The organism is Chitinophaga sp. YR627 (genome assembly GCF_900114995.1).
Taxonomy (GTDB): Bacteria; Bacteroidota; Bacteroidia; order Chitinophagales; family Chitinophagaceae; genus Chitinophaga.
Window position 1 is genome coordinate 1,013,041 of sequence record NZ_FOUX01000002.1, and the last position, 21,767, is coordinate 1,034,807.

A 21,767-nucleotide genomic window follows, 5' to 3' on the forward strand; every position below is an offset into this window, starting at 1 on the left:
ATATAACGCCCCGGATGCAAAATGGTTACAAGATTTGTTTATCAGGCAATTCCACTCCTGACAAGCCTCGCTCCCACCGCACAATGCAGACACCTTTTTTCTTCACAATATGCCTGTTTCAGCTGCAATAATGCCTGAGTTTCTCCTGCCGATCCGGCGCCGATGTGCAAGGCCTCCCATGACCTTATCAGATGATTATCCTCCGGTGGCAACTGCCGCATCAATGCCACCGCCTTTTCCTGGTAATAGCTGTCCTTTTTCTCTCGTCCGTAGACATATAATAATGGTAAAACGGTATTGATCAGCATATTGTGTACTGCCCTCCTGCCGGGCATCCTTGTTCGTGCCACCGGCTTCCCAAAGCGGTAATGCGTTTGCCAGTAACCGGAAGGAGGTACATCCAGCAGCTTTACCAGCGTATGCACAGACCCCGCATCCAGTATGGCGGAAAACAGGTGCGTATGTTTATGCAGTAAACCTGCCAGGGCGGCAATTTTCATGGTAGGAAAAGATGCCGGTCGCATCCGTAGCCATTTCCAACGCTGCCCGTCTAAAGGAATGAGCTTGTATTTATGCCGTAGATAAGCATATTCCTTTTGCAGATACATCAAATAATCATCCGGTGTCTCAGTTTCTTTTCCAGCCCCTATAAGTCTATGATCTACAGCACCTTCCCGGATCAGGTCCACCTCATCTCCACCTGAATGCCGGCTCCTCTCCCCCACCCTCTCTATATCCCCCCCTTTCATCTCCCCTTCATCCTCTGCAAAATCCTTGTTCTCACTTTCCAGCATACCCGCCTGACCAAATAACAATGCCTCCAGTTGCAGCTGATCATGCTGATGACGCAACAACATTTTATAGGGCAATGATCTGACCAGCTCCAGGAACGTTTCTCCATTCACGGGCATACCCGCTCCCCTGGCCAGCGCACGATAACACACTTCCTCCCAGTCATACTGCGTTTGCAGCAACCAGACCTTCATGGCATCCGCCCGTTGTTCCAGCCGTTCTATCAACAGCCGGTCTTTCCATCCCGTCCATATCAGGGGAGGCACTTCTGCCACAGATCCCGCACATGGTACAAAAGCACGCGACTGCCGTAGCCACTCATAACGCTGTAATAACAACTTAGGAATACAGTACCGCAGTTCAAGAATAGGGATACCGTGGGTGTTTTGAGCGGCTACATCATGCTCAAAAACGATGTGCAGCACAACATTCCGGTATTGCAGATTATGCTGGTGTCCATGCCGGAACCAGTCCGATGTTTTCAGGTGCAGTTCCACATTCCCCACCCATAAAGTGTTGCCGATGCGGATACGGGCAGCGGTAAAATCAGGTCCCGCATGACGGTTCAGTTGCCCGGGATGATCTATCTGAACAGGATCTCCCTCCAGGGTGCTAAGACCCGACTGCGTAAATAAACGGAATTGCCAGATATGCTGGAATAGCTCCTCCGACATGATCGGATCAACAGGTACAATGGTCATAATTGGTTGGTTAACAGAATAACTAAAAGTCAGGTTAGATACATCAAATTAGTAAAAAAACAGGTGCGTCAAAAAATTAAAAATACAGCCATTTGGAAATTTGATGAAAGTACCCTTAACTTTGCACCCAGTTCTTACACATGACTTATCCAGAAAGGCGGAGGGACTTGGCCCTGCGATGCCTTAGCAACCAACCTGCAGAAATGCAGGGAAAGGTGCTAATTCCGGCCCCGGTTATACGATAACCGAGGGAAGATAAGTTGGCAGAGATTGAAATTCACTGTAATAAAATACTTGAAGGCTCTTCCAACATCGGAAGGGCTTTTTTTATGCCCGTTCTGGTAGTTATATGACCGAATGAATGTCTGTTTGTGCGTGTGCCAACCAGGGTTTAATAACAGTATAATTACTTTGAAGATTGAAAATAGCTACTCAATTATTGCATAGCATCCCGGTGGATGAGTTGACTGGCGCCATCTCCGTCCCCATCTACCAGACCTCCACCTTCGTGCAGGAGTCTCCCGGGATCAATAAGGGTTTTGAGTTCTCCCGTGCCAATAATCCTACCCGAAAAGTACTGGAAAATCTCATCTGCAGCCTGGAAGAAGGACATGCAGGTTTCGCCTTCGCCAGCGGCATGGCAGCTATTGATGCTGTTATGAAACTCCTGAAAAGTGGTGACGAGATCATGGCCGTAGAAGATACCTATGGCGGCATCTTCCAGATGTTCCAGCACATGTTTGAACGCTTTGGTATCAAAGCAAATTTCGTCGACACCAGCAATACAGACAAAGTACTGGCAGCCATCACGCCTAATACAAAAATGATCTGGCTGGAATCGCCTACCAATCCGACCTTGCGCATCTCCGATATCAAATCCATCAGCAAAATAGCCAAACAGCATAACATCCTGCTGGTGGTAGATAATACACTCTGCACACCGCTGCTGCAACAACCAATGCCGCTGGGTGCAGATATCATTATCCATAGCGCTACCAAATACCTCGCAGGACATACTGATGTCATCGCAGGACTTGTAGTGGTCAACACCAAATCACTGGCCGATCAGCTACGCTTTAACCAGAATATTTCCGGCAGTATCCTCAGTCCTTTCGAAGCCTGGCTCACCATCAGAGGTATCGAAACACTGAGCCTCCGCCTGGATAAACAATGCAGTAATGCCATGGCAATCGCCACCTGGCTCTCTGCACATCCTGCTGTGGATAAAGTGTTCTATCCGGGACTAAGCACACACAAGAATCATCATATCGCACGCAAACAGCAAAAACAATATGGCGCATTAGTCAGTTTCTCGCTGAAAAATGACAATATCAAAAATGCGATCCGTGTAGTGAATGCAACCAAATTATTCAAACTCGCAGAAAGCTTCGGTGGTGTAAAAAGTATGCTGGATCATCCAACAACCATGACACACCGGAACATACCGGAAGAATTCCGTAAAAGGACGGGCTTACCAGACTCCTGTATCCGTCTGTCAGTCGGTATCGAAGACGCAGAAGATCTGATCAACGATCTTAAACAGGCACTCGATAAACTGAATCTGCCTGCGGGAAAACAAATGACAGTGCTGCAATAAGCAACTCCTCCAAAAGGAGCATCCGCAACACAAGGGACAAATATTTACAACAAACTTTTTTCAACATAACGCAGCACAATTTTATCAACCGGCTGCATTAAAATGGAAGTAAGCACTAAGTATAGAACATGGAAAACAAAATCATCAATTTAGGCATTTTCGGATTTGGTTGTGTGGGACAAGGGTTATACGAGGTACTAAACAGAACGAAAGGTATCAATGCCCGTATCAAAAAGATATGTATTAAAGATCCTAACAAGCCTCGTCCTATCGACGCAAGCTATTTCACTACAGACAAAAATGAGATCCTCAATGATCCAACCATTGATGTTGTAGTAGAACTGATCAATGAAACAGATGCAGCATTCGAAATAGTAAGCACGGCATTGCGTAATGGTAAAGCTGTAGTAAGCGCCAGCAAACGCATGATCGCAGAAAACCTGCCTGCACTGTATCAGCTGCAGGTAGAAAACAAAGTACCTTTCCTCTATGAAGCATCCAGCTGTGCAAGTATTCCTATCATCCGTAACCTGGAAGAATACTATGACAACGACCTGCTGAATGCAGTAGAAGGTATCTGTAACGGTTCTACCAACTACATTCTCACCAAGATATTTGAAGAGAACCTGAGCTTTGAAACAGCGCTGAAACAGGCACAGGAATTAGGTTTTGCAGAAACAGACCCTACATTGGATATCGAAGGTTATGATCCTAAATTTAAGATCGTGATCCTGTTGTTACATGCCTTCGGTACTTTCGTAAAACCAGAAGAAGTATTCAACTTCGGTATACATCACCTGAACGACTTTGACATACAATTTGCCAGACAACGTAACTGTACCATTAAGCTGATCGGCAACTGCCGCAGACAAAATGGTCATGTGAACGCATATGTATTGCCACACCTGATCCGTGAACACAACCTGCTGTACGATGTATACAATGAATACAACGGCGTATTGCTGGAAAGTGCCTTCACCGACAAACAGTTCTTCGTAGGTAAAGGCGCTGGTGGTACCGCTACCGGTAGTGCAGTACTCTCCGATATCTCTGCCCTGCTGTACAACTATCGCTACGAATACAAGAAGATTAAACAGTCCAATCAGCCGGCATTCACCAACGATGTACAGCTGAAGATCTACCTGCGTTACAGCAATGCTTCACAGGTGCATCTGACAGACTTCTACAACATCTCAGAAAAATACGAATCAGCTACTTACAGCTATGTAGTAGGTGTGATCAATCTGCAGAAATTAAAAGAAGCAGACTGGTTGAAAAATAAAGATGTGAATCTGTTGGTACTGGGTGAAGACCACGCACGTTAGTCATCAGTTAATCAGCCATATATTAGCAGAAGGCGTCCGCCATTGGCGAGACGCCTTTCTTCTTAAAAAAAACACCTGATCCTTTGAGGGACCAGGTGCTCATGTATGAAGCGGGTTAGCATCGGGATAAATGGACTTTTGAATAGGACATAGGACTATAATATCTTTTGTAATGTCGCCCCCAGTTCTTCTCCGCGTAAGTTTTTCGCAACGATCTTCCCGGCTGGATCGATCAGAAAATTGAACGGGATATGTGGTACAGCATATAATTTTGGCACCTTACCTTCAAAAAGTTTCAATTCAGATACATGGGTCCAGGCACCTGTTCCATCTTTTTCAATCGCCTTCAGCCACTTCTCTCTGTCCCCTCCTTTATCCAGCGAAACGCTCAGAATCGTAAAACCTGCATCTTTATATTTTTTGTATGCAGCAATCAAATTAGGGCTCTCTTCTCGGCAGGGAGCACACCAGGATGCCCAGAACTCAAGTAATACGTGCTTTCCACGGTAGTCAGAAAGTGATACAGACTTACCATTGATATCCTGACAGGTAAATTCAGGCGCAGACTTTCCATTCTCCAATAACAACAATTGGTCGATATTTGTCTTTACCTCAAGGCTCCGCTCTGTATGCCTGTATTTATTGCCTGCTTTTTCATATAATGATGCCGCTTCTCTCGGACTTATCACCTCATCCCTGAGCAAATCCTGTGTATACATCAGGGAGAAATAAGATGTCGGCCGCTGACGCACATAATCTTTTTTATGTTTAATATACCATTCCTGCAGGGCCTGAGTCGCAGCGTCCCGGCTGGCATGTGCATAGCTTCTTCTGATACTATCATCCACCTGGTGATATCGCAACTCTGCTGCTACCACCTCCTTGTAATCGTCATTGAGAGTGGACCCCGGAAAAGTAGCAGCAGATAACGCACCATCACTGTTCACAACAATCTCTCCCGGCTCCAGATAGATGCTTAATTTTTCATACTTCGTTAAATCGGCTTCCGGATATATGATCAATGTAGCATTTGTCGGCTCTCCTATCTTCCCTTTAAAGACAAAACTGCCGTTATTAATTTCTGTGGAATCCCAAACAGCTTTCAGCTGAATTACCTCCTGCCCATTCTCTACTTTCCTGTCGAATCCTGCATCCACTCCAAGATAAACCTTCGTATGCGGCTTCGCATTTTTAAACTCCCCTTTTAAACGGTACTCTTTTGTCTGTGCATGCATGATCAGGGGCGATAACATGCTGAGGGCCAGCAAACTTCTTTTAAAAACAATGCTCATGGTGTTAAATGGTATTTGGGTATAACTATATAAAGCCGGCTTCCCTCCAAATCTTAGCGTTTTGATCGCATATATTTGTAATAAATACCGCCATCGTGAAAAACACTGCCCCGGACATCAATACTTATATCGCCGATTTCCCCGAACATGTGCAGGCGATCCTTCAGCAGGTGCGCGCGACCATCCATAAAGCAGCCCCTGAAGCGACAGAAGACATCAAATATGCCATACCAACGTTCGTATTGAACGGCAATCTGGTGCATTTTGCCGCATTTAAAAGCCATATCGGCTTCTATCCCACCCCAACGGGTATCGAAGAATTTGAGAAAGAATTATCAGTATATAAACAGGGGAAGGGGTCGGTACAATTTCCACTGGACCAGCCAATGCCGCTGGACCTGATCACACGGATCGTAAAATACCGGGTTAAACAAAACGCTGAAAAGAAGAAAAAGTAAGATGGCTGAAACCACCTTACCCTCTTATTATTTCTTACCGATCGCCTCGAGCGCTTCTACAACGTTGCTCACAGGCAATCCCATTACATTATAAAAACAGCCATCAATACGGTCAATGCCCACTGCTCCGATCCATTCCTGGATCGCATAGGCGCCGGCTTTATCATATGGCTTATAAGCATCTACATAGTAGGTGATCTGCTCAGTGGTCAGCGGCTTAAAATGTACTTCCGTCTCTTTGGAGAAAGCAGACTCCTGCCCCTGCTGTTTGATCACCACGCCGGTGATCACGCGATGTATACGTCCGCTCAGGGCAGACAGGATCCGGATCGCATCTTCCCTGTCCTTAGGCTTACCGATGATCGTATCATCCAGTACAACAACCGTATCAGCAGTAATAACGATATCATCATCTTCACAGAGTGCAGCAACGGCAGCCGATTTCTGCCGGGCGATATGCACCGGTACCTCAGGAATCGCCATGTCAGCAGGAAAGGTCTCCGCTGTATCTACCACTTTCACTTCAAAGGGAATACCCGCCTGCTCCAGCAGTTGTTTTCTGCGGGGAGACTGGGACGCAAGGATCACACGTTTTCCGGTATACATCAGAGCAATATTTTAAAGAAGATCATGGAAAGAATACCAGACAGCATCAGCCATTTCACAAGAGAGCTCACTTTATGATAATGTTCCGGCAGATGCGCCTTTTTCAGTAAGATATAAATATAAAATACAGGCGCCTGCACCAACAGGGCCAGATAAATAATAGCAGGCCACCAGCCGATAAAGGCGATCCGGACCTGTACCAGCAGGATCAGGACCAGTAATGCCAGCATCAGCGCATAGCAGATCTGTTTGGCAGGGTTCACACCCCATACGATCGGAATAGTACGGCAACCATCTTTGCTGTCTCCCAGCATATCTTCCAGGTCTTTTACGATCTCCCGGATCAGGGAAATGATAAAAGCGAACAGAGCATACACGCCGATCACCTGTATCAGTTTTCTGCCGATAGGCGACATGATCGCTTCAAAGCTTTCATAGATCTGTTTCTCATAAAAGCCAACCACTACCACCGCCAGCGCCGTGAGCAAAGAGATCAGTACATTCCCGATCAGCACCTGACGTTTAAACGAGGTAGAGTAAAACCAGAGTATCAGGGAGCAGATCACCTGGGTAAATCCAAGGTAGATCACACCGATACGCCAGGCGACAATAAAGCCGATAGAAACGCCGGCCATATTAAATATGGTATGCCAGGCCATCGCCCAGCGACGGTTGATGATCTTATCAAGTACCATCTTTTCCGGCTTGTTGATGATATCTATATTGATGTCAAAATAGTCGTTGATAATATTGCCCGCAGCTGCGATCAGTACTGTTGATAAAGACAACAGGCAAAAAGACAGCCAGGACAGCGAAGGCGTTTCTCCGTTATACGTCAGTACCGGTGCTACCACACAATACTGTAACAGGAACTGGGTCAGCGCTATATAGATAAGATTTGGGTATCGGACCAGCCTGAGGAAGGCAATCAGCAATTTCATAATTCAATAATTGCGGTAAAAATATTTCCTGTTATATATAATATGATCGCAGCCGTTATTTGCTGGCGATCTCCTCATCCATCATCCAGTGATCGTTCAGTTTCAGTACTTTTTCGATCACTTCCCGCACACAACCGAAACCTCCGTTGACGGGTGACACATAGCGGCAGATGCTTTTAATTTCCGGTACAGCATCTGCAGGACAAACCGGCAACCCTACCAGTTGCATGGCCCTGTAATCAGGAATATCGTCTCCCATGAACAGGATCTCCTCCCATTTCAGGTCGTTTTCAAATGCGTAGTCCTGTAGTTTCTCCTGTTTGTCCAGCACACCGGTATAAATATCTTTTATGCCCAGTCCCTGCAAACGGCTCACTACACTCTCAGATTTTCCTCCGGAGATGATCACCACCCGATATCCTTTTTTAACCGCCAGCTGTAAGGCATAGCCGTCCTTGATATTCATTCTGCGGGATTGTTCTCCGTTGGGCAATAACTGTACAGTACCGTCTGTCAATACGCCGTCAACATCAAAAACGAAAGTGGAAACAGGCTTAAAGAGAGCTAAAATGTTCATTATAATTCAATTAAGAATTAAAAATTAAGAATTAACAATTAAGACGAAAGGGTACTCCTCTAATTCTTAATCATTAATTCTTAATTCTTAATTGCCAAAAGTAAGACAGATTTTTGAAGTCTGTCGCTCAGGCATAATGTCAGCTGTTGTGAAAGTCATAGATGCTATCCGACATTACCTGGTAGATCAGTTTGAGGTACTCCTCATTTTCGATCAGTCCACGATGTCTGGCCATGGTATTTTCATCATTCCGCATAGCCGGGCCGGTCTGTACAGATTCGGGTGGGAATTTCTCCAGGCGGTCAAAAGTCTCCTTAATAATAGGTTGCAGCAGGGAAAAATCGAGCCCGGCGCCTTCGCAGTAGCGTTTCGCCCTGGCAATCAGATGATTGGTAAAGTTGTTACACAATACAGCCGCCAGGTGCAACTGGAGACGTTGCTGGGAATTGACCTCCCTGATGTCGGGACTCACGCTCTGGGCAACGGAGCGCAGCCTGCGCATCACTTCCTCGTTAGCGCCTTCCAGCAATAAAGGGATCGCCGGATAGTTACGCACCTCTTTGCGGAGTGATTGTAACGGATACATTACTCCGGTATTAATAGAGATCTTTTTAATTGCATCCAGCGGAACGGCGCCTGCCGTGTGTACGACAAAGCGTTTACCCAGTCTTAATTCGTCGTTCAGTTCGGGAATAGCCGAATCACTTACGGCCATAATATACACGTCAGCCTCCATATTAATGTCCAGCAGGTCGTCGGTGCCGGTAGAGTGTAAAGACTCCGCCAGCTCAACGGCATGTTCCTTACTACGACTGATCACCTGTAAGATCTGGTGACCGTGCAGTTTCAATAAATGACCAAAGCAATGCGCCACATTTCCTGCGCCAATAATAACTATATCCATTCGGTGTAAGGTTAAATATATATTATGGTGTACCGGTTCTTTTTAAAAGCAATGCAGAGGTATCGCACTCATATCTTTATATGGCTGGGCAACTTCCCTTGTTAGCTACGCTGTTATCCAGCAATTTAAGTATTAAACTGTTAATGACTCATTTTTAATGAATTTATCAAAAATATTACATTTATCTTCAATACATTAAAACAGTCTTATTTTTTATTCTCAAGCTACTTTTATATACTTGCAAAATTCGTATTTGTATTTTTTATACGAAATTTTACGTATCTAGTAGCTCATAAAGACGGCATAAATGGCAAAAAATCTAGTAATAGTTGAGTCTCCGGCGAAAGCCAAGACGATAGAAAAGATACTGGGCAAAGACTTCGAGGTAAAGTCCTGCTTTGGTCACATCCGTGATCTGGAGAAGGATGACATGGGTATCGACATCGCCAACAACTTCAAACCTAAGTACACTATACCTGACGATAAAGAGAAGATTGTTAAGGAATTAAAGAAACTCGCCAAAGATACTGACGAAGTTTGGTTAGCAACGGATGAGGACCGTGAGGGTGAAGCCATTTCCTGGCATTTGTGTGAGGTCCTCGGACTCGATCCTGACGTGACCAAGCGTATCGTCTTCCATGAGATCACCAAGCCTGCCATCGAAAAAGCCGTACAACAACCCCGCCTATTAGATATGAACCTGGTCAATGCCCAGCAGGCCAGACGTATTCTTGACAGAATAGTAGGTTTTGAATTATCCCCCGTGCTCTGGCGTAAAATGAGCATGCGTAATTCACTGTCTGCCGGTCGTGTACAATCTGTTGCGGTAAGACTGATCGTGGAGCGTGAACGTGAGATCAATACATTCAATGCCGTTAGCAGTTTTAAAGTAGAAGCTTTCTTTACTGCTAAAGATCTTCAGGGCAAAAATATTACTTTTAAGGCTGAAGGACCTACCCGTTTCAAGACGGCGGAAGATGCCGAAAAGTTCCTGCAGCAGTGCGTTGGCGCTGCTTACTCAGTGAAAGATATTCAGGTAAAACCAGGTAAAAAATCACCTGCCGCACCTTTTACAACGTCTACACTCCAGCAGGAAGCCAGCCGTAAACTGGGCTACAGCGTATCCAAAACAATGCTGCTCGCTCAGAAACTCTATGAAAGTGGTAAGATCACTTACATGCGTACTGACTCCGTGAACCTGTCAGATACAGCCCTCGCGGATATCCAGAACGCCATCACAACCAGCTACGGTCAGCGATACCACCAGCACAGGAAGTTCAAGAACAAAAATGAATCAGCACAGGAAGCGCACGAAGCCATCCGTCCAACATATATGGAAAATGCGACTGTCGATGACAGTGATACCAAAAAACTGTATGAACTGATCTGGAAGCGTACCATCGCCAGCCAGATGAGTGATGCAGAACTGGAAAAGACTATCGCAAAGATCGATATCTCCACCAACCACGAAGAGCTTACTGCCAGTGGTGAAGTGCTGAAGTTCGACGGCTTCCTGAAAGTATACATGGAAGGTAAAGACGATGAAGATGAAGGGGATGAAGAAGAATCAGACGGCTCTTTACCTGCCCTCACAGTAAAACAAGCCCTGGACCTCAGGGAAATGAAGGCGACAGAACGCTATAGCCGTCCTGCTCCGCGTTATACAGAGGCCAGCCTGGTAAAGAAACTGGAGGAATTAGGTATCGGTCGTCCATCTACTTACGCGCCTACCATTACCACCGTACAAAAACGCGGGTACGTAGAGAAACGCGATAAGGAAGGTATTAAAAGAGACTTCCGCATCCTGAGCCTCAAAGCTGACAAGATCACGAAAGTAACAGAGAGCGAAAATACCGGTGCGGAGAAATCCAAACTGTTCCCGACAGACCTCGGTATGATCGTAACAGACTTCCTGAACCAGTATTTCAGCTCTGTAATGGACTACGGCTTTACCGCCAAGATCGAAGGAGAGTTTGACGAAGTGGCACATGGTAAAAAGATCTGGAATAAAATGCTGAACGACTTCTATACGCCTTTCCATAAAGATGTGGAAAACACACTGGAAAAAGCGGAAAGAGTAAAAGGCGAACGCCAGCTCGGTACCGACGCTGAAACCGGTAAACCAATCGTGGCCCGTATGGGACGTTATGGCCCAATGATCCAGATCGGTAAAGCGGAAGATGAGGAAAAACCGAAGTTCGCAAAAATGAAGTCCACTCAAAGTATAGAAACCATTACTTTAGAGGAAGCAATGGAACTGTTCAGACTTCCCCGTAACCTGGGACAGTTTGAAGATCAGGATGTACTGGTGAACATCGGACGCTTTGGCCCATACGCAGCTCATAATAAACAATTCTATTCCCTGAAAAAGGAAATGGACCCCTACACAGTGGAACTGGATGAAATAGCGCCGCTGATCGTGGAGAAAAGAACTGCGAAGGACGAACGTACCATCAAGGTTTTCGAGAAAGAAAAGATTCAGATACTCAAAGGCCCATACGGACCATATATTAAACAGGGTCTTAGAAACTATAAGATCCCTAAAGAAAAGATCGACGCCGCCGCTGATATTACGCTGGAAGAAGCCAAAGCAATCATTGAAGATGTGAAGGCTAATCCTCCAAAGAAAAAAGCGCCTCCAAGGAAGAAGAAGGCGGAATAAATGGACACCTGTAGATTCATTTTATGCACGAGACCAAAGAAATAAATGCTTTGTTCCACCTGCTGGACGATCCCGATCAGGAGGTGTATGATACTGTTGCCAACAAGATCTTATTGTTTGGAAAAGAGATCATCCCTAATCTGGAAAATCTGTGGGAAAATACAGTGGATGAGTCTATCCAGGAAAGGATAGAACAGCTGATCCATCGTGTGCATTACAGCGATCTGCAGGTAGCCCTTCAGCAATGGACGAAAGCCGAAACGCCTGACCTGCTGCAGGGTGCTATTCTCGTAGCCCGCTATCAGTTTCCTGATATGCAACCCGGACAGGTGGTCGCTGAAATAGAACGGATCAAAAGGAATATCTGGCTGGAACTGAATAACTATCTCACGCCACTGGAGCAGATCAATGTCCTCAACAGCATGATCTACAACTACTTCGGACTGAAAGGTGAAGAAGTAGCCTACGTGCGGAAGAACCAGTTTTTCATCAACCAGGTCATCGAATCCCGTAAGGGTAACCCGCTGACCAACGGTATCGTATACCAGAGTCTCTGCGCCATGCTGGACCTACCCGTATACGCAGTGAATATTCCCCGCCAGTTCATACTGGGTTATTTCGATACTTTCTATGACTTTACCGAAACGCCCAGACCGGACGATACCCGTATCCTTTTCTTTATCGACCCTATTCAGGGACAGATCTACTCCCACCAGGACGTAGAAGGTTACCTGAAACGGATGTCCATACCGGCGACTCCTTATTATTTTCAGCCGCAGTCTAATAAACGCGTTATACAGTTCCTGCTGGAAGAGCTGATCAAGTGCTTTCAGGACGATAAAGACGCCTTTAGAAGAGATGAGCTTAAAACACTGATCAAGCTGCTGGATGATAAGCAACAGGAGGAATAGCTACTATCTGATTTTCAGAATCACGCTTACATATAAAAAAGACGGCTCGCTGAACACGAGCCGTCTTTTTTTGAATTAGGAATTATCACCAGAACTACCCCCCATGGAATAATATAATAGAAAGAGGCGCCCCTTAATATGGGCGCCTCTTTCTATTATTGAACGACTGTTGAGGTCATTCCTAATTCGTAATTCCTAATTATTTATTCGCTGGTTTACCCTGTAATTTAGGATAAGACAATGCGATCAGGTCATTCATTACATTCACTGCTTCATCCAGATAGATATCTTTCTGTCTGAATTTCAACCAGTCTTTGTTACGCGCCAGTTTGGAAGAATCACTGGCCAGTCTGTCCAGGTCAACTCTCAGGCTAACGATGTTCAGTTCTTTCACCTTATCATTCACTGCATCATAACGTTTCAGCGCATTGGTGTTAGTCTTCTGCTCTGCTTTATATGTCTGCATGTTCAGTGAATAGGTTTCCTGACTTTCCAGTTTCTTCAGGGTGCTGATGTTTTCACTCATCATTTTGAATGCCTCACTGGTAGCCATACGCTTCTCGCTGTTTCTCTTCAGTGCATCTACAGGCACCGGATCGATCCAGGTAGTGTAAGGCGCTTTAGGGATTTCGTCCCATGCCAGTGCGTCATCATCTTTACGTTCTGCTACTTCATAATAAGGATCTGGCAGCAGGATATCGGAAGTCACACCTTTCAGCTGTGTAGAACCACCGTTTGCACGGTAGAATTTCTGCTGTGTCAGTTTGATAGCTCCCAGTGCACCTATTTCCTTGTTGGAATAGAAGTCGTCCAGGTTCAGCATACGCTGTACGGTACCTTTACCAAAGGTATTGCTACCGATGATCACCGCACGTTTGTAATCCTGCATAGCAGCCGCCATGATCTCAGAAGCGGAAGCGCTGTATTCATTTACCATGATCGCCAGCGGACCACCATATTGTACACTCTTATCACGGTCACGCAGGATCATTGGATCGCCGCTGCGGGATTTTACCTGTACGATCGGACCTTCCGGAATGAACAGGCCGGCCATCTGTACAACATCCTGCAGGGAACCACCACCATTGAAACGCAGATCGAGGATGATACCTTCTACATTCTCTGCTTTCAGTTTGGTGATCTCTTTTGCAACGTCTTCTGCGCAACGGGCGCCATTTCTGTCGTTGAAGTCTGCATAGAATTCAGGCAGATAAATGTAACCCAGTTTATGCTGGCCATTGATGATGGCTGATTTTGCAAATGTATCGTCCAGTACCACTTCATCACGAACAATGTCGATCACTTTCTGTGTACCGTCCACACTCTTCACGGTCAGTTTCACAACAGAACCTTTGCTACCACGGATCAGTTTTACCGCATCTTCAACGGCATAACCGGTTACGTCTACAGGTTCTTTATCACCCTGGGCCACTTTCAGGATCGCGTCATTTGCTTTCAGACGACCGTCTTTCCAGCTGGCGCTACCAGTTACGATACTGGTGATCTTGATCTTACCATCTTCTTCTTTCAGCTGTGCGCCGATACCAAAGAACTTACCAGCCATCTGCTCTTCAAATGCACGCTTTTCAGCAGGCGGGAAGAAGTCAGTATGCGGGTCCATGGTAGTAGTGATCGCGTTGATAAACAGGCTGAAACGTTCGTTATCATCCTGCTTGTTCTTCAGACGATCAAAGTAACGGTCATATACGCTTTTCACCTTTGTCCTTGCCTCAGCTTCCAGTTCGGCATCTGTTTTAGGCTTTTCGGTGGCTGCTTTATCTTTCTGATCTTTTTGTTTGTCACGGCTTTCCTGTAACTCCACATATTTTTCCAGCACACGATATTTCAGCACTTTCCTCCAGGCATCCTTACGGGCTGCTTCATCGGCAGGATAGTCGATCTTATCAGGATCCAGTGTTACTTTTTCCTCTTTGCTGAAGTCGAACGGCTGTGCGAGCAGTTCCGGATAGAAAGCGGCAGCTTCGGTTACACGCTGTTTGATCAGCGTATTCACCGCATTGAAGCAGTCCAGCGGAGCGCCCTGCAGTTCATCATCGATATGTGTAGCGACTGTCTGCAGTCCCTGAACATCACTTTTCAGAAAAAACTTCTTCTCCGGGTCCAGACTCTTCAGATATTTATCAAAAACTTCCTTAGAATAGGCGTCATTAATCTCCTTAGGCTGATAGTGTCCCTGAGTGAGTATTTGTCCTACCAGGCCCATGATCACTTCGTATCTGCCGGGAGGATCTTCTTTATGCAGTTTGCTGAATGCTAAAACCCCCATTGAGATGGAGAGCAGGGCAACTGGTATAATCACTTTCATTCTTCTCATAGAAATCCAAAATTGAGCGTCATCAAATATAACATAAAATACCCCATCCAGTCAGAAGGGCAAATTGCTTTTAACAAAAGATTGAGAAACAGTACAATGTAACAGAACATGCAATTGGCTCGCATTTAACAGGTTGCTACATTTTACGCTTTCACAGATGCCAAAACCAGACCAACTTCTATCAGGAGATTTGATATATAAAAATAAGCATCTTCTACCGATTTTGTCTGACCGTTTATCAGATTAGCCAACCTCTCAATGCTTCAAATACTGTATTTTTGCTGCGGCTACAAAAAACTGCACAGTGGATAATCCGGCGACCATCAAGAACGACCCATACGCTTCGTTACGCATACCAGAATTCAACTATTACCTTGTCATCCGTTTTGCGCTGGTCTTCGCACTGGCAATGCAATTCACCATCGTAGAATGGAAAGTGAATGCCCTCACGCACGATGCTTTTGCCCTTGGTCTTATCGGACTGGCAGAAGTGATACCGGCGGTATTGATCGCGCCTTTCGCCGGTCATATTGTGGATAAAAGGGAAAAAAGAGGCTTGCTGCTGCTGTGTGTCATTGCTTATATCATCATCGGAACGGGGTTGTTCCTGCTTACCTGGGACAAAGCTGTGGAGGGTATTCCTACAAAATGGGTCCTCAATATGGTCTATTTCCTCGTATTTCTCGGCGGGATAGCCAGGGCTTTCCTCAGTCCGGCTAACTTCTCTCTCATGGCCCTCATCGTTCCAAGAACCATGTATGCCAATGCCTCTACCTGGAGCAGCAGTGCCTGGCAGATCGGCGGTATGGCGGGACCGGCACTCGGAGGTCTGTTCATTTACTTCCTGGGTATACACTGGTCGATGCTGCTGGTAGTGGGTGTCTTCCTTGCGCCTTTGTATTGCCTGATAAGAATAAAACCTAAACCGATCCATTATAAAGCCCAGGGCGAAAGCTTCCTGGATGGCCTCACCAAAGGCATGCGTTTCGTCTGGAAGACCAAAGTGGTACTGAATGCTATGGCGCTGGATATGTTTGCCGTATTATTCGGCGGAGCAGTATCAATGCTCCCGATCTTCGCTACAGATGTACTGCATGTGGGATCACTGGAATTCGGCTTCCTGCGTGCCGCCGTGGCGGTTGGCTCCCTGACCACCATGTTCGTACTGGCCTACAAACCACTGGTCTATCATCCCGGACTGAAGCTGCTGGCAGCTGTTTTCGGCTTCGGACTGTGTATCATCGTATTTGGACTTTCAACCAGCTTTCTCCTCTCCTTCTTTGCACTGCTGATCAGCGGCATGCTGGACGGTATCAGTGTGATCATCCGTCAGACTATCCTGCAACTGAAAACGCCCGACGATATGCGCGGCCGTGTAGCAGCGGTAAGCTCCATGTTCGTTGGTTCGTCCAATGAACTGGGCGCATTCGAAAGCGGTTTCATGGCCCGTTGGATGGGCCTTGTACCTTCTGTCGTTTTCGGTGGATGCGTAACACTGGGTGTGGTGATCACCACCTATATCATCTCTCCTGCCATGCGTAAACTGGACCTTAAAGCCTGACGCCGTTAGAGTTTGGTGACTTTCTTCAGTCTTTCCAGCACATAGAATACCGCAGGACAGATCGTACTGTTCAGGTATGTGATGTTGGGCCGCTTGATAAAATCAAAGCTGTCTGTGTAAGGGTAATTTTCACAATCCCCGGGACGGGCATCGTAAATGCTGCAGTAGTTGTCAGCATCAAGGAATGGACATGGACTGAATTTCACTACATAATCCCCATCGCTATCCATCCGCAGGTATTTTTCAATAAATGCAGATTCTTTCATGCCCAGGTATTTGGAAATACGTTTGATATCGGGCATTTTAAAGCGCGGGCTGATCGTTTTGCAGCAATTGGCACATTTCAGGCAATCCACATGACTGAAAGCTTCATCGTGCATATCCGGCAGTAACTTCTCTACGCCCCTTCCCCTCTTTGTCTGTAGTTTTTGCAGGAACTGCTTGTTCTCCTTCTGCTGCTCCTGGGCTTTCTGCTCCCAGTTGATAAGTAATTCGTCCATTTGCCGCAAAGATACGGATTAACAGCACCCTGCAAATAGTCTGTCGAAACCCTTATCCGGCTTCAAAACAGTACTATTTCCTTCGATTAAAACGCTTGTATGCCGTTATTAAGCCGCTATCTCTTCGCTCGGGAACGGACAGATAGCGGCGTAATAACGGCCTGATAAGGGGATAGTTCGAAGAACTATTGATTTTATCGAAGCCAAGCCCTGCCATCAACAACTTACACTCCCATGACAATCCTCCTTCTCCGATCACACGATTTATCACCGTAATTTCCCCAACAGGCGGCGTGTTTTGGCCATTGTTGGAAAACAATATAGCTTTGCACATTCTTTTCAATCATACCTGCTTTACATCATGAATCTTTTTGATATACAACAGAATGAATTTATTGGCCGTCACATCGGGCCAAATGAAGCTGAGACTAAACACATGCTGGATACCGTAGGAGTATCTTCCCTTGAAGAGCTGGTAAGCAAAACAGTGCCTGGAGCCATCCGTATGCAGCATCCGCTGGCGGTACCTCCTGCAATGAGTGAGAGCGACTACCTGCGTCATCTGAAAGAAGTATCTCTGAAGAATCATGTATTCCGCAACTACATCGGACAGGGTTACTACGATACGATCACTCCAAGCGTGATCTTACGTAATGTGTTTGAAAATCCAGGATGGTACACGCAGTACACGCCCTACCAGGCGGAGATCGCGCAGGGCCGTCTGGAGAGTCTGCTGAATTTCCAGACGATGGTAAGCGACCTCACCGGTCTGCCTATCGCCAACGCTTCCCTGCTGGATGAAGCAACTGCTGCTGCTGAGGCAATGGCCATGTTCTTCAGCGCGCTGAACAAAGACCACGACAAACTCTCCCGTCCGAAGTTCTTTGTTGATGCCAACACATTCCCGCAAACTATTGACGTTATATACACCCGCGCTACCCCGCTGAACATCGAGGTAGTAGTAGGTAACTACAATACAGTTGCCATCGACGAATCTTTCTTCGGTGCACTGGTACAGTATCCAAACAGTCTTGGTGGTGTTGAAGATTACCGCAACTTCATTGAGAAGGTACACGCAGCTGGTGCTTATGTAGCAATGGCTACTGACCTGCTGGCACTGACCCTGCTGACCACTCCGGGCGAACTGGGTGCTGATGCAGCTTTAGGTTCCGCACAGCGTTTTGGTGTTCCATTAGGTTTTGGTGGTCCTCACGCAGCTTTCTTTGCTGTGAAAGATGAATTCAAACGTTCCATCCCGGGCCGTATCATCGGTGTGAGCATCGACGCACAGGGCAACCGCGCACTGCGTATGGCGCTCCAGACACGTGAGCAGCACATCAAACGTGAAAAAGCAACTTCAAATATCTGTACTGCACAGGCACTGCTGGCTAACATGGCCGCTATGTATGCAGTATATCATGGTCCTAAAGGCCTGAAAAATATCGCTACCCGCGTAGCTATCCTGGCTAATGCAATCGCTGAAAAACTGAGAGCAAAAGGTCTGGAACTGGGTGCTTCCTTCTTCTTCGATACCGTTGAAGTACGTGTAAGCAACAGTGCTGCGATCAGAACAAAAGCGGAAGCGATCGGTATCAACTTCTTCTATCCTGAAGCTGGCCGCGTGATCATCTCTCTTGATGAAACCGTAACCATCCAGGATGTAAACGATATTCTCGGCATCTTCGAAGCAGGTACTATCACCAGCGAAAGCCCTGAACTGAAAGCTACCAGCATCCCTGCAGGTCTGGAAAGAACTTCTGCATACCTGGTACACCCTGTCTTCAACACACATCACAGCGAGTCTGAGATGATGCGTTATATGAAGCTGCTGGAAAATAAAGACCTTTCTCTGAACACTTCCATGATCTCTCTGGGTAGCTGTACCATGAAACTGAACGCAGCTACTGAAATGATCCCATTAAGCTGGAGCCACTGGAGCAAGATGCACCCGTTTGCACCTAAAACACAAACAGGCGGTTATCAGCAGATCGTGGATGAACTGAGCGATTATCTGTGTAAAGTGACTGCATTCGACGCTTGTAGCCTGCAACCTAACAGTGGTGCTCAGGGCGAATATGCTGGTCTGCTGGTGATCAAAGCATACCACGAAAGCAGAGGCGAAGGTCACCGTAACGTGATGCTGATCCCGATCTCTGCACACGGTACAAACCCTGCTTCCGCTGTAATGGCTGGTTTCAAGGTAGTAGTAGTAAAAGCGCTGGAAAATGGTTACATCGATGTAGCTGACCTGAAAGCGAAAGCTGCACAATACGCTGCGAACCTTGCAGGTATCATGATCACTTATCCTTCTACATACGGTGTATACGAAGAGAGCGTAAAAGATATCTGTAATACTGTTCACGAATTCGGCGGACAGGTATACATGGATGGCGCCAACATGAACGCACAGGTAGGTCTGACCGCTCCTGGTCTGATCGGTGCGGACGTTTGTCACCTGAACCTGCACAAGACCTTCGCAATTCCTCACGGTGGTGGTGGTCCTGGCATGGGTCCGATCTGCGTAGGTAAACACCTTGCGCCATTCCTCCCAGGTCACGTAAGCCTGGATACAAAAGCACATACACAGGCAGTATCTGCAGCGCCTTATGGTTCTGCTTCCATCCTGCTGATCTCTTATGCATATATCCGTCTGCTGGGTTTTGAAGGTCTGAAACAGGCTTCTCAGTTCGCCATCCTGAATGCTAACTACATGAAGGCTCGTCTGGAAAAAGCATACGATATCCTGTACAATGGTGTGAACGGTACCTGCGCACACGAGTTCATCGTTGACCTGCGTCCATTCAAAGCTTCAGCTGGTATTGAAGCAGAAGATGTGGCAAAACGTCTGATGGACTACGGTTTCCACGCTCCTACCCTGAGCTTCCCTGTTGCTGGTACGATCATGATCGAGCCTACAGAAAGTGAAGATAAAGACGAACTGGATCGCTTCTGCGACGCAATGCTCGCCATCCGTGAAGAGATTGCTGCTGTAGAAAATGGTGCTGCTGATAAAGCGAACAACGTACTGAAACATGCGCCGCATACACAGTTCGTGATCACTGCCGACGACTGGACACGTCCTTACACCCGTCAGCAGGCAGCTTATCCGCTGGACTACGTGAAACTGAATAAATTCTGGCCTTCTATCAGCCGTGTGAATAACACACATGGTGACCGTAACCTGATCTGTACCTGCGAGCCTGTTAGCTCCTATGCAGAAGCAGAAGCGTAATTAGATATTGAGCACTGAAGATAAAGCCCCGGTGTTTGAACCAGGCAGATAATATAAGCGGTGATATCAAATGATATCGCCGCTTTTTTTATGTTAAAAACCACCATCCCACGATAATATAGTGTAACCTTTTACGTTATATCATCCCAGTAGAAAATATTATATATTATCTTTGCCAATTTTTATTCTGCAGATTGTCTGATGAATGCCAACAAATATTTAATCCAGCTGGATGGCTTGAGAGCATTAGCTATTTCCGCTGTAATTGTCGCACACTATACCACCATTTTTCCTAAACCCACCGGAGAAAAATTTAACTATTTCGTAGGAGCATTTGGTGTGACCCTATTTTTTGTACTGAGTGGATTTCTGATCATTAAAATTCTCATTGATAATAAGGAATCAGCACAAAGCAATGCTTTTATTCTGCGGCAGTTTTATATCCGCAGATTCCTGAGGATCTTCCCCCTTTATTATCTGGCCATACTGATAGGCTGGATACTCGATGTACCCAATTGCAGGGAACATGTAGTATCCCTCTTAACATACGTCGCTAACTGGGTACCTGGTCCACCACGCGCTGATCTCAGATATTATTCACATCTCTGGTCACTTGGTGTGGAAGAGCAGTTCTATATTTTCTTTCCGGTAGTGTTTCTATGGATAAAGAAAGAACACACAAAACGGTTCCTTATCGGATTGATTGCATTTGCGTTTATATCAAGAATTGCCGTTGTCTTATGGCACGCCTATACCGGCAGTTCCACACAAAACAACTGGATGGCACACCGCCTTACCCCATGTTGCCTGGATGCCTTTGCTATAGGCGGATTGCTGGCATTCGCCCAGTACTATTATTACGCGAAAGCGAAAGCATTTTTTACAAAAAGAAACTGGACGCTACCAGTGCTTGCTTTACTGGCCGGCTCCGTGCTTTTGTGGATGACAGATACTTTCGAAGGCCCTGTCAGCTATATCAATATCATGTTCAATCGTCCCCTACTGGCTACAGCAAGCGTTTTTCTGGTAGGTAAAGCAGCATTTTCAGGATATCATGGGATACAGAAAAAGCTACTCGAAAACAAGGTGATCGTCTATATAGGAAAGATCAGTTATGGATTATATGTGTATCACTTCATCATCCCGTATCTCATTCAGCTGATCACACCGGCCATGCCAGCCTGGCTCGCACATATGGACCCTAAGATATTGAGCACGATAGGTAGCATGGCCATCGCAAGCTTATCATGGTTTGTATTCGAAAAGCCCATTAACGATCTTAAAAAATACTTTACATACCAAAAACAACAACCAACCATTACTCCTACCCCTGATCAACACCTGAACAGGGCCGCATAATACGATTCTTCAGA

Annotated in this window: 16 protein-coding genes and 1 riboswitch; of the genes, 8 read left to right on the forward strand and 8 right to left on the reverse strand. The window is 46.2% G+C overall.

Annotated features, from left to right (window positions below; translation table 11 throughout):
* Nucleotides 1-41 precede the first annotated feature (41 nt).
* Nucleotides 42-1,493, reverse strand: a complete 1,452-nt coding sequence (locus BMZ72_RS12690; RefSeq protein WP_089808799.1) for a DUF2851 family protein — start codon at nucleotides 1,491-1,493, stop codon at nucleotides 42-44.
* A 142-nt stretch (nucleotides 1,494-1,635) separates the two neighbouring features.
* Nucleotides 1,636-1,755, forward strand: a riboswitch (SAM riboswitch).
* Between the two features lie 156 nt (nucleotides 1,756-1,911).
* Here BMZ72_RS12690 and BMZ72_RS12695 point away from each other — a divergent pair.
* Entirely contained in the window at nucleotides 1,912-3,090 is a 1,179-nt protein-coding gene (locus tag BMZ72_RS12695; protein ID WP_089808801.1) for a trans-sulfuration enzyme family protein, read from the forward strand.
* 128 nt (nucleotides 3,091-3,218) lie between these two features.
* Nucleotides 3,219-4,415: a homoserine dehydrogenase gene (locus BMZ72_RS12700; RefSeq protein ID WP_089808803.1), complete on the forward strand. Its 1,197-nt coding sequence runs from the start codon at nucleotides 3,219-3,221 to the stop codon at nucleotides 4,413-4,415.
* A gap of 155 nt (nucleotides 4,416-4,570) precedes the next feature.
* Here BMZ72_RS12700 and BMZ72_RS12705 read toward each other — a convergent pair whose 3' ends face one another.
* Entirely contained in the window at nucleotides 4,571-5,707 is a 1,137-nt protein-coding gene (locus BMZ72_RS12705) for a TlpA disulfide reductase family protein (protein WP_089808805.1), read from the reverse strand.
* A gap of 95 nt (nucleotides 5,708-5,802) precedes the next feature.
* On the opposite strand from BMZ72_RS12705, the gene BMZ72_RS12710 reads away from it, so the two are divergent.
* Nucleotides 5,803-6,165, forward strand: a complete 363-nt coding sequence (locus BMZ72_RS12710) for an iron chaperone (protein WP_089808807.1) — start codon at nucleotides 5,803-5,805, stop codon at nucleotides 6,163-6,165.
* A 27-nt stretch (nucleotides 6,166-6,192) separates the two neighbouring features.
* Here BMZ72_RS12710 and BMZ72_RS12715 read toward each other — a convergent pair whose 3' ends face one another.
* The 4 genes from BMZ72_RS12715 to BMZ72_RS12730 all read right to left on the reverse strand — a co-directional run bounded on the left by BMZ72_RS12715 (nucleotide 6,193) and on the right by BMZ72_RS12730 (nucleotide 9,214).
* Nucleotides 6,193-6,771 carry a Maf family protein gene (locus BMZ72_RS12715; protein ID WP_089808809.1) on the reverse strand — a complete coding sequence of 193 codons (579 nt, stop codon included), beginning with the start codon at nucleotides 6,769-6,771 and terminating at the stop codon, nucleotides 6,193-6,195.
* A complete protein-coding gene (locus BMZ72_RS12720; RefSeq protein WP_089808811.1) occupies nucleotides 6,771-7,712 on the reverse strand; it encodes a geranylgeranylglycerol-phosphate geranylgeranyltransferase in 942 nt (313 codons plus the stop codon). Before BMZ72_RS12720 ends, BMZ72_RS12715 begins: the two co-directional genes overlap by 1 nt.
* 55 nt (nucleotides 7,713-7,767) lie before the next feature.
* Nucleotides 7,768-8,289 (reverse strand): KdsC family phosphatase, encoded by a 522-nt coding sequence (locus tag BMZ72_RS12725; protein WP_089808813.1) that lies wholly within the window; start codon nucleotides 8,287-8,289, stop codon nucleotides 7,768-7,770.
* Between the two features lie 139 nt (nucleotides 8,290-8,428).
* Nucleotides 8,429-9,214 carry a Rossmann-like and DUF2520 domain-containing protein gene (locus BMZ72_RS12730; RefSeq protein ID WP_410492761.1) on the reverse strand — a complete coding sequence of 262 codons (786 nt, stop codon included), beginning with the start codon at nucleotides 9,212-9,214 and terminating at the stop codon, nucleotides 8,429-8,431.
* Nucleotides 9,215-9,500: 286 nt separating this feature from the next.
* Between BMZ72_RS12730 and topA the strand changes: the two genes are divergently transcribed.
* Complete coding sequence (topA, locus tag BMZ72_RS12735) at nucleotides 9,501-11,855, forward strand: type I DNA topoisomerase (protein ID WP_089808817.1); 2,355 nt, start codon at nucleotides 9,501-9,503, stop codon at nucleotides 11,853-11,855.
* Nucleotides 11,856-11,878: 23 nt separating this feature from the next.
* On the forward strand, nucleotides 11,879-12,766 hold the full coding sequence (locus BMZ72_RS12740) for a transglutaminase-like domain-containing protein (protein WP_089808819.1): 888 nt from the start codon (nucleotides 11,879-11,881) through the stop codon (nucleotides 12,764-12,766).
* Between the two features lie 199 nt (nucleotides 12,767-12,965).
* Here the strand turns inward: BMZ72_RS12740 and BMZ72_RS12745 are convergent, their stop codons facing one another.
* Complete coding sequence (locus tag BMZ72_RS12745) at nucleotides 12,966-15,101, reverse strand: carboxy terminal-processing peptidase (RefSeq protein WP_089808820.1); 2,136 nt, start codon at nucleotides 15,099-15,101, stop codon at nucleotides 12,966-12,968.
* A gap of 304 nt (nucleotides 15,102-15,405) precedes the next feature.
* Between BMZ72_RS12745 and BMZ72_RS12750 the strand changes: the two genes are divergently transcribed.
* Nucleotides 15,406-16,662, forward strand: coding sequence for an MFS transporter (locus BMZ72_RS12750; RefSeq protein WP_089808822.1), 1,257 nt, complete (start codon nucleotides 15,406-15,408; stop codon nucleotides 16,660-16,662).
* Nucleotides 16,663-16,667: 5 nt separating this feature from the next.
* On the opposite strand, the gene BMZ72_RS12755 is transcribed toward BMZ72_RS12750, so the two are convergent.
* Entirely contained in the window at nucleotides 16,668-17,162 is a 495-nt protein-coding gene (locus BMZ72_RS12755; protein ID WP_089808824.1) for a YkgJ family cysteine cluster protein, read from the reverse strand.
* Between the two features lie 361 nt (nucleotides 17,163-17,523).
* Here BMZ72_RS12755 and gcvP point away from each other — a divergent pair, with 361 nt between their 5' ends.
* Nucleotides 17,524-20,394: an aminomethyl-transferring glycine dehydrogenase gene (gcvP, locus tag BMZ72_RS12760; RefSeq protein WP_089808827.1), complete on the forward strand. Its 2,871-nt coding sequence runs from the start codon at nucleotides 17,524-17,526 to the stop codon at nucleotides 20,392-20,394.
* Between the two features lie 237 nt (nucleotides 20,395-20,631).
* Nucleotides 20,632-21,753 (forward strand): acyltransferase family protein, encoded by a 1,122-nt coding sequence (locus tag BMZ72_RS12765; RefSeq protein ID WP_177222777.1) that lies wholly within the window; start codon nucleotides 20,632-20,634, stop codon nucleotides 21,751-21,753.
* Nucleotides 21,754-21,767: the final 14 nt, after the last annotated feature.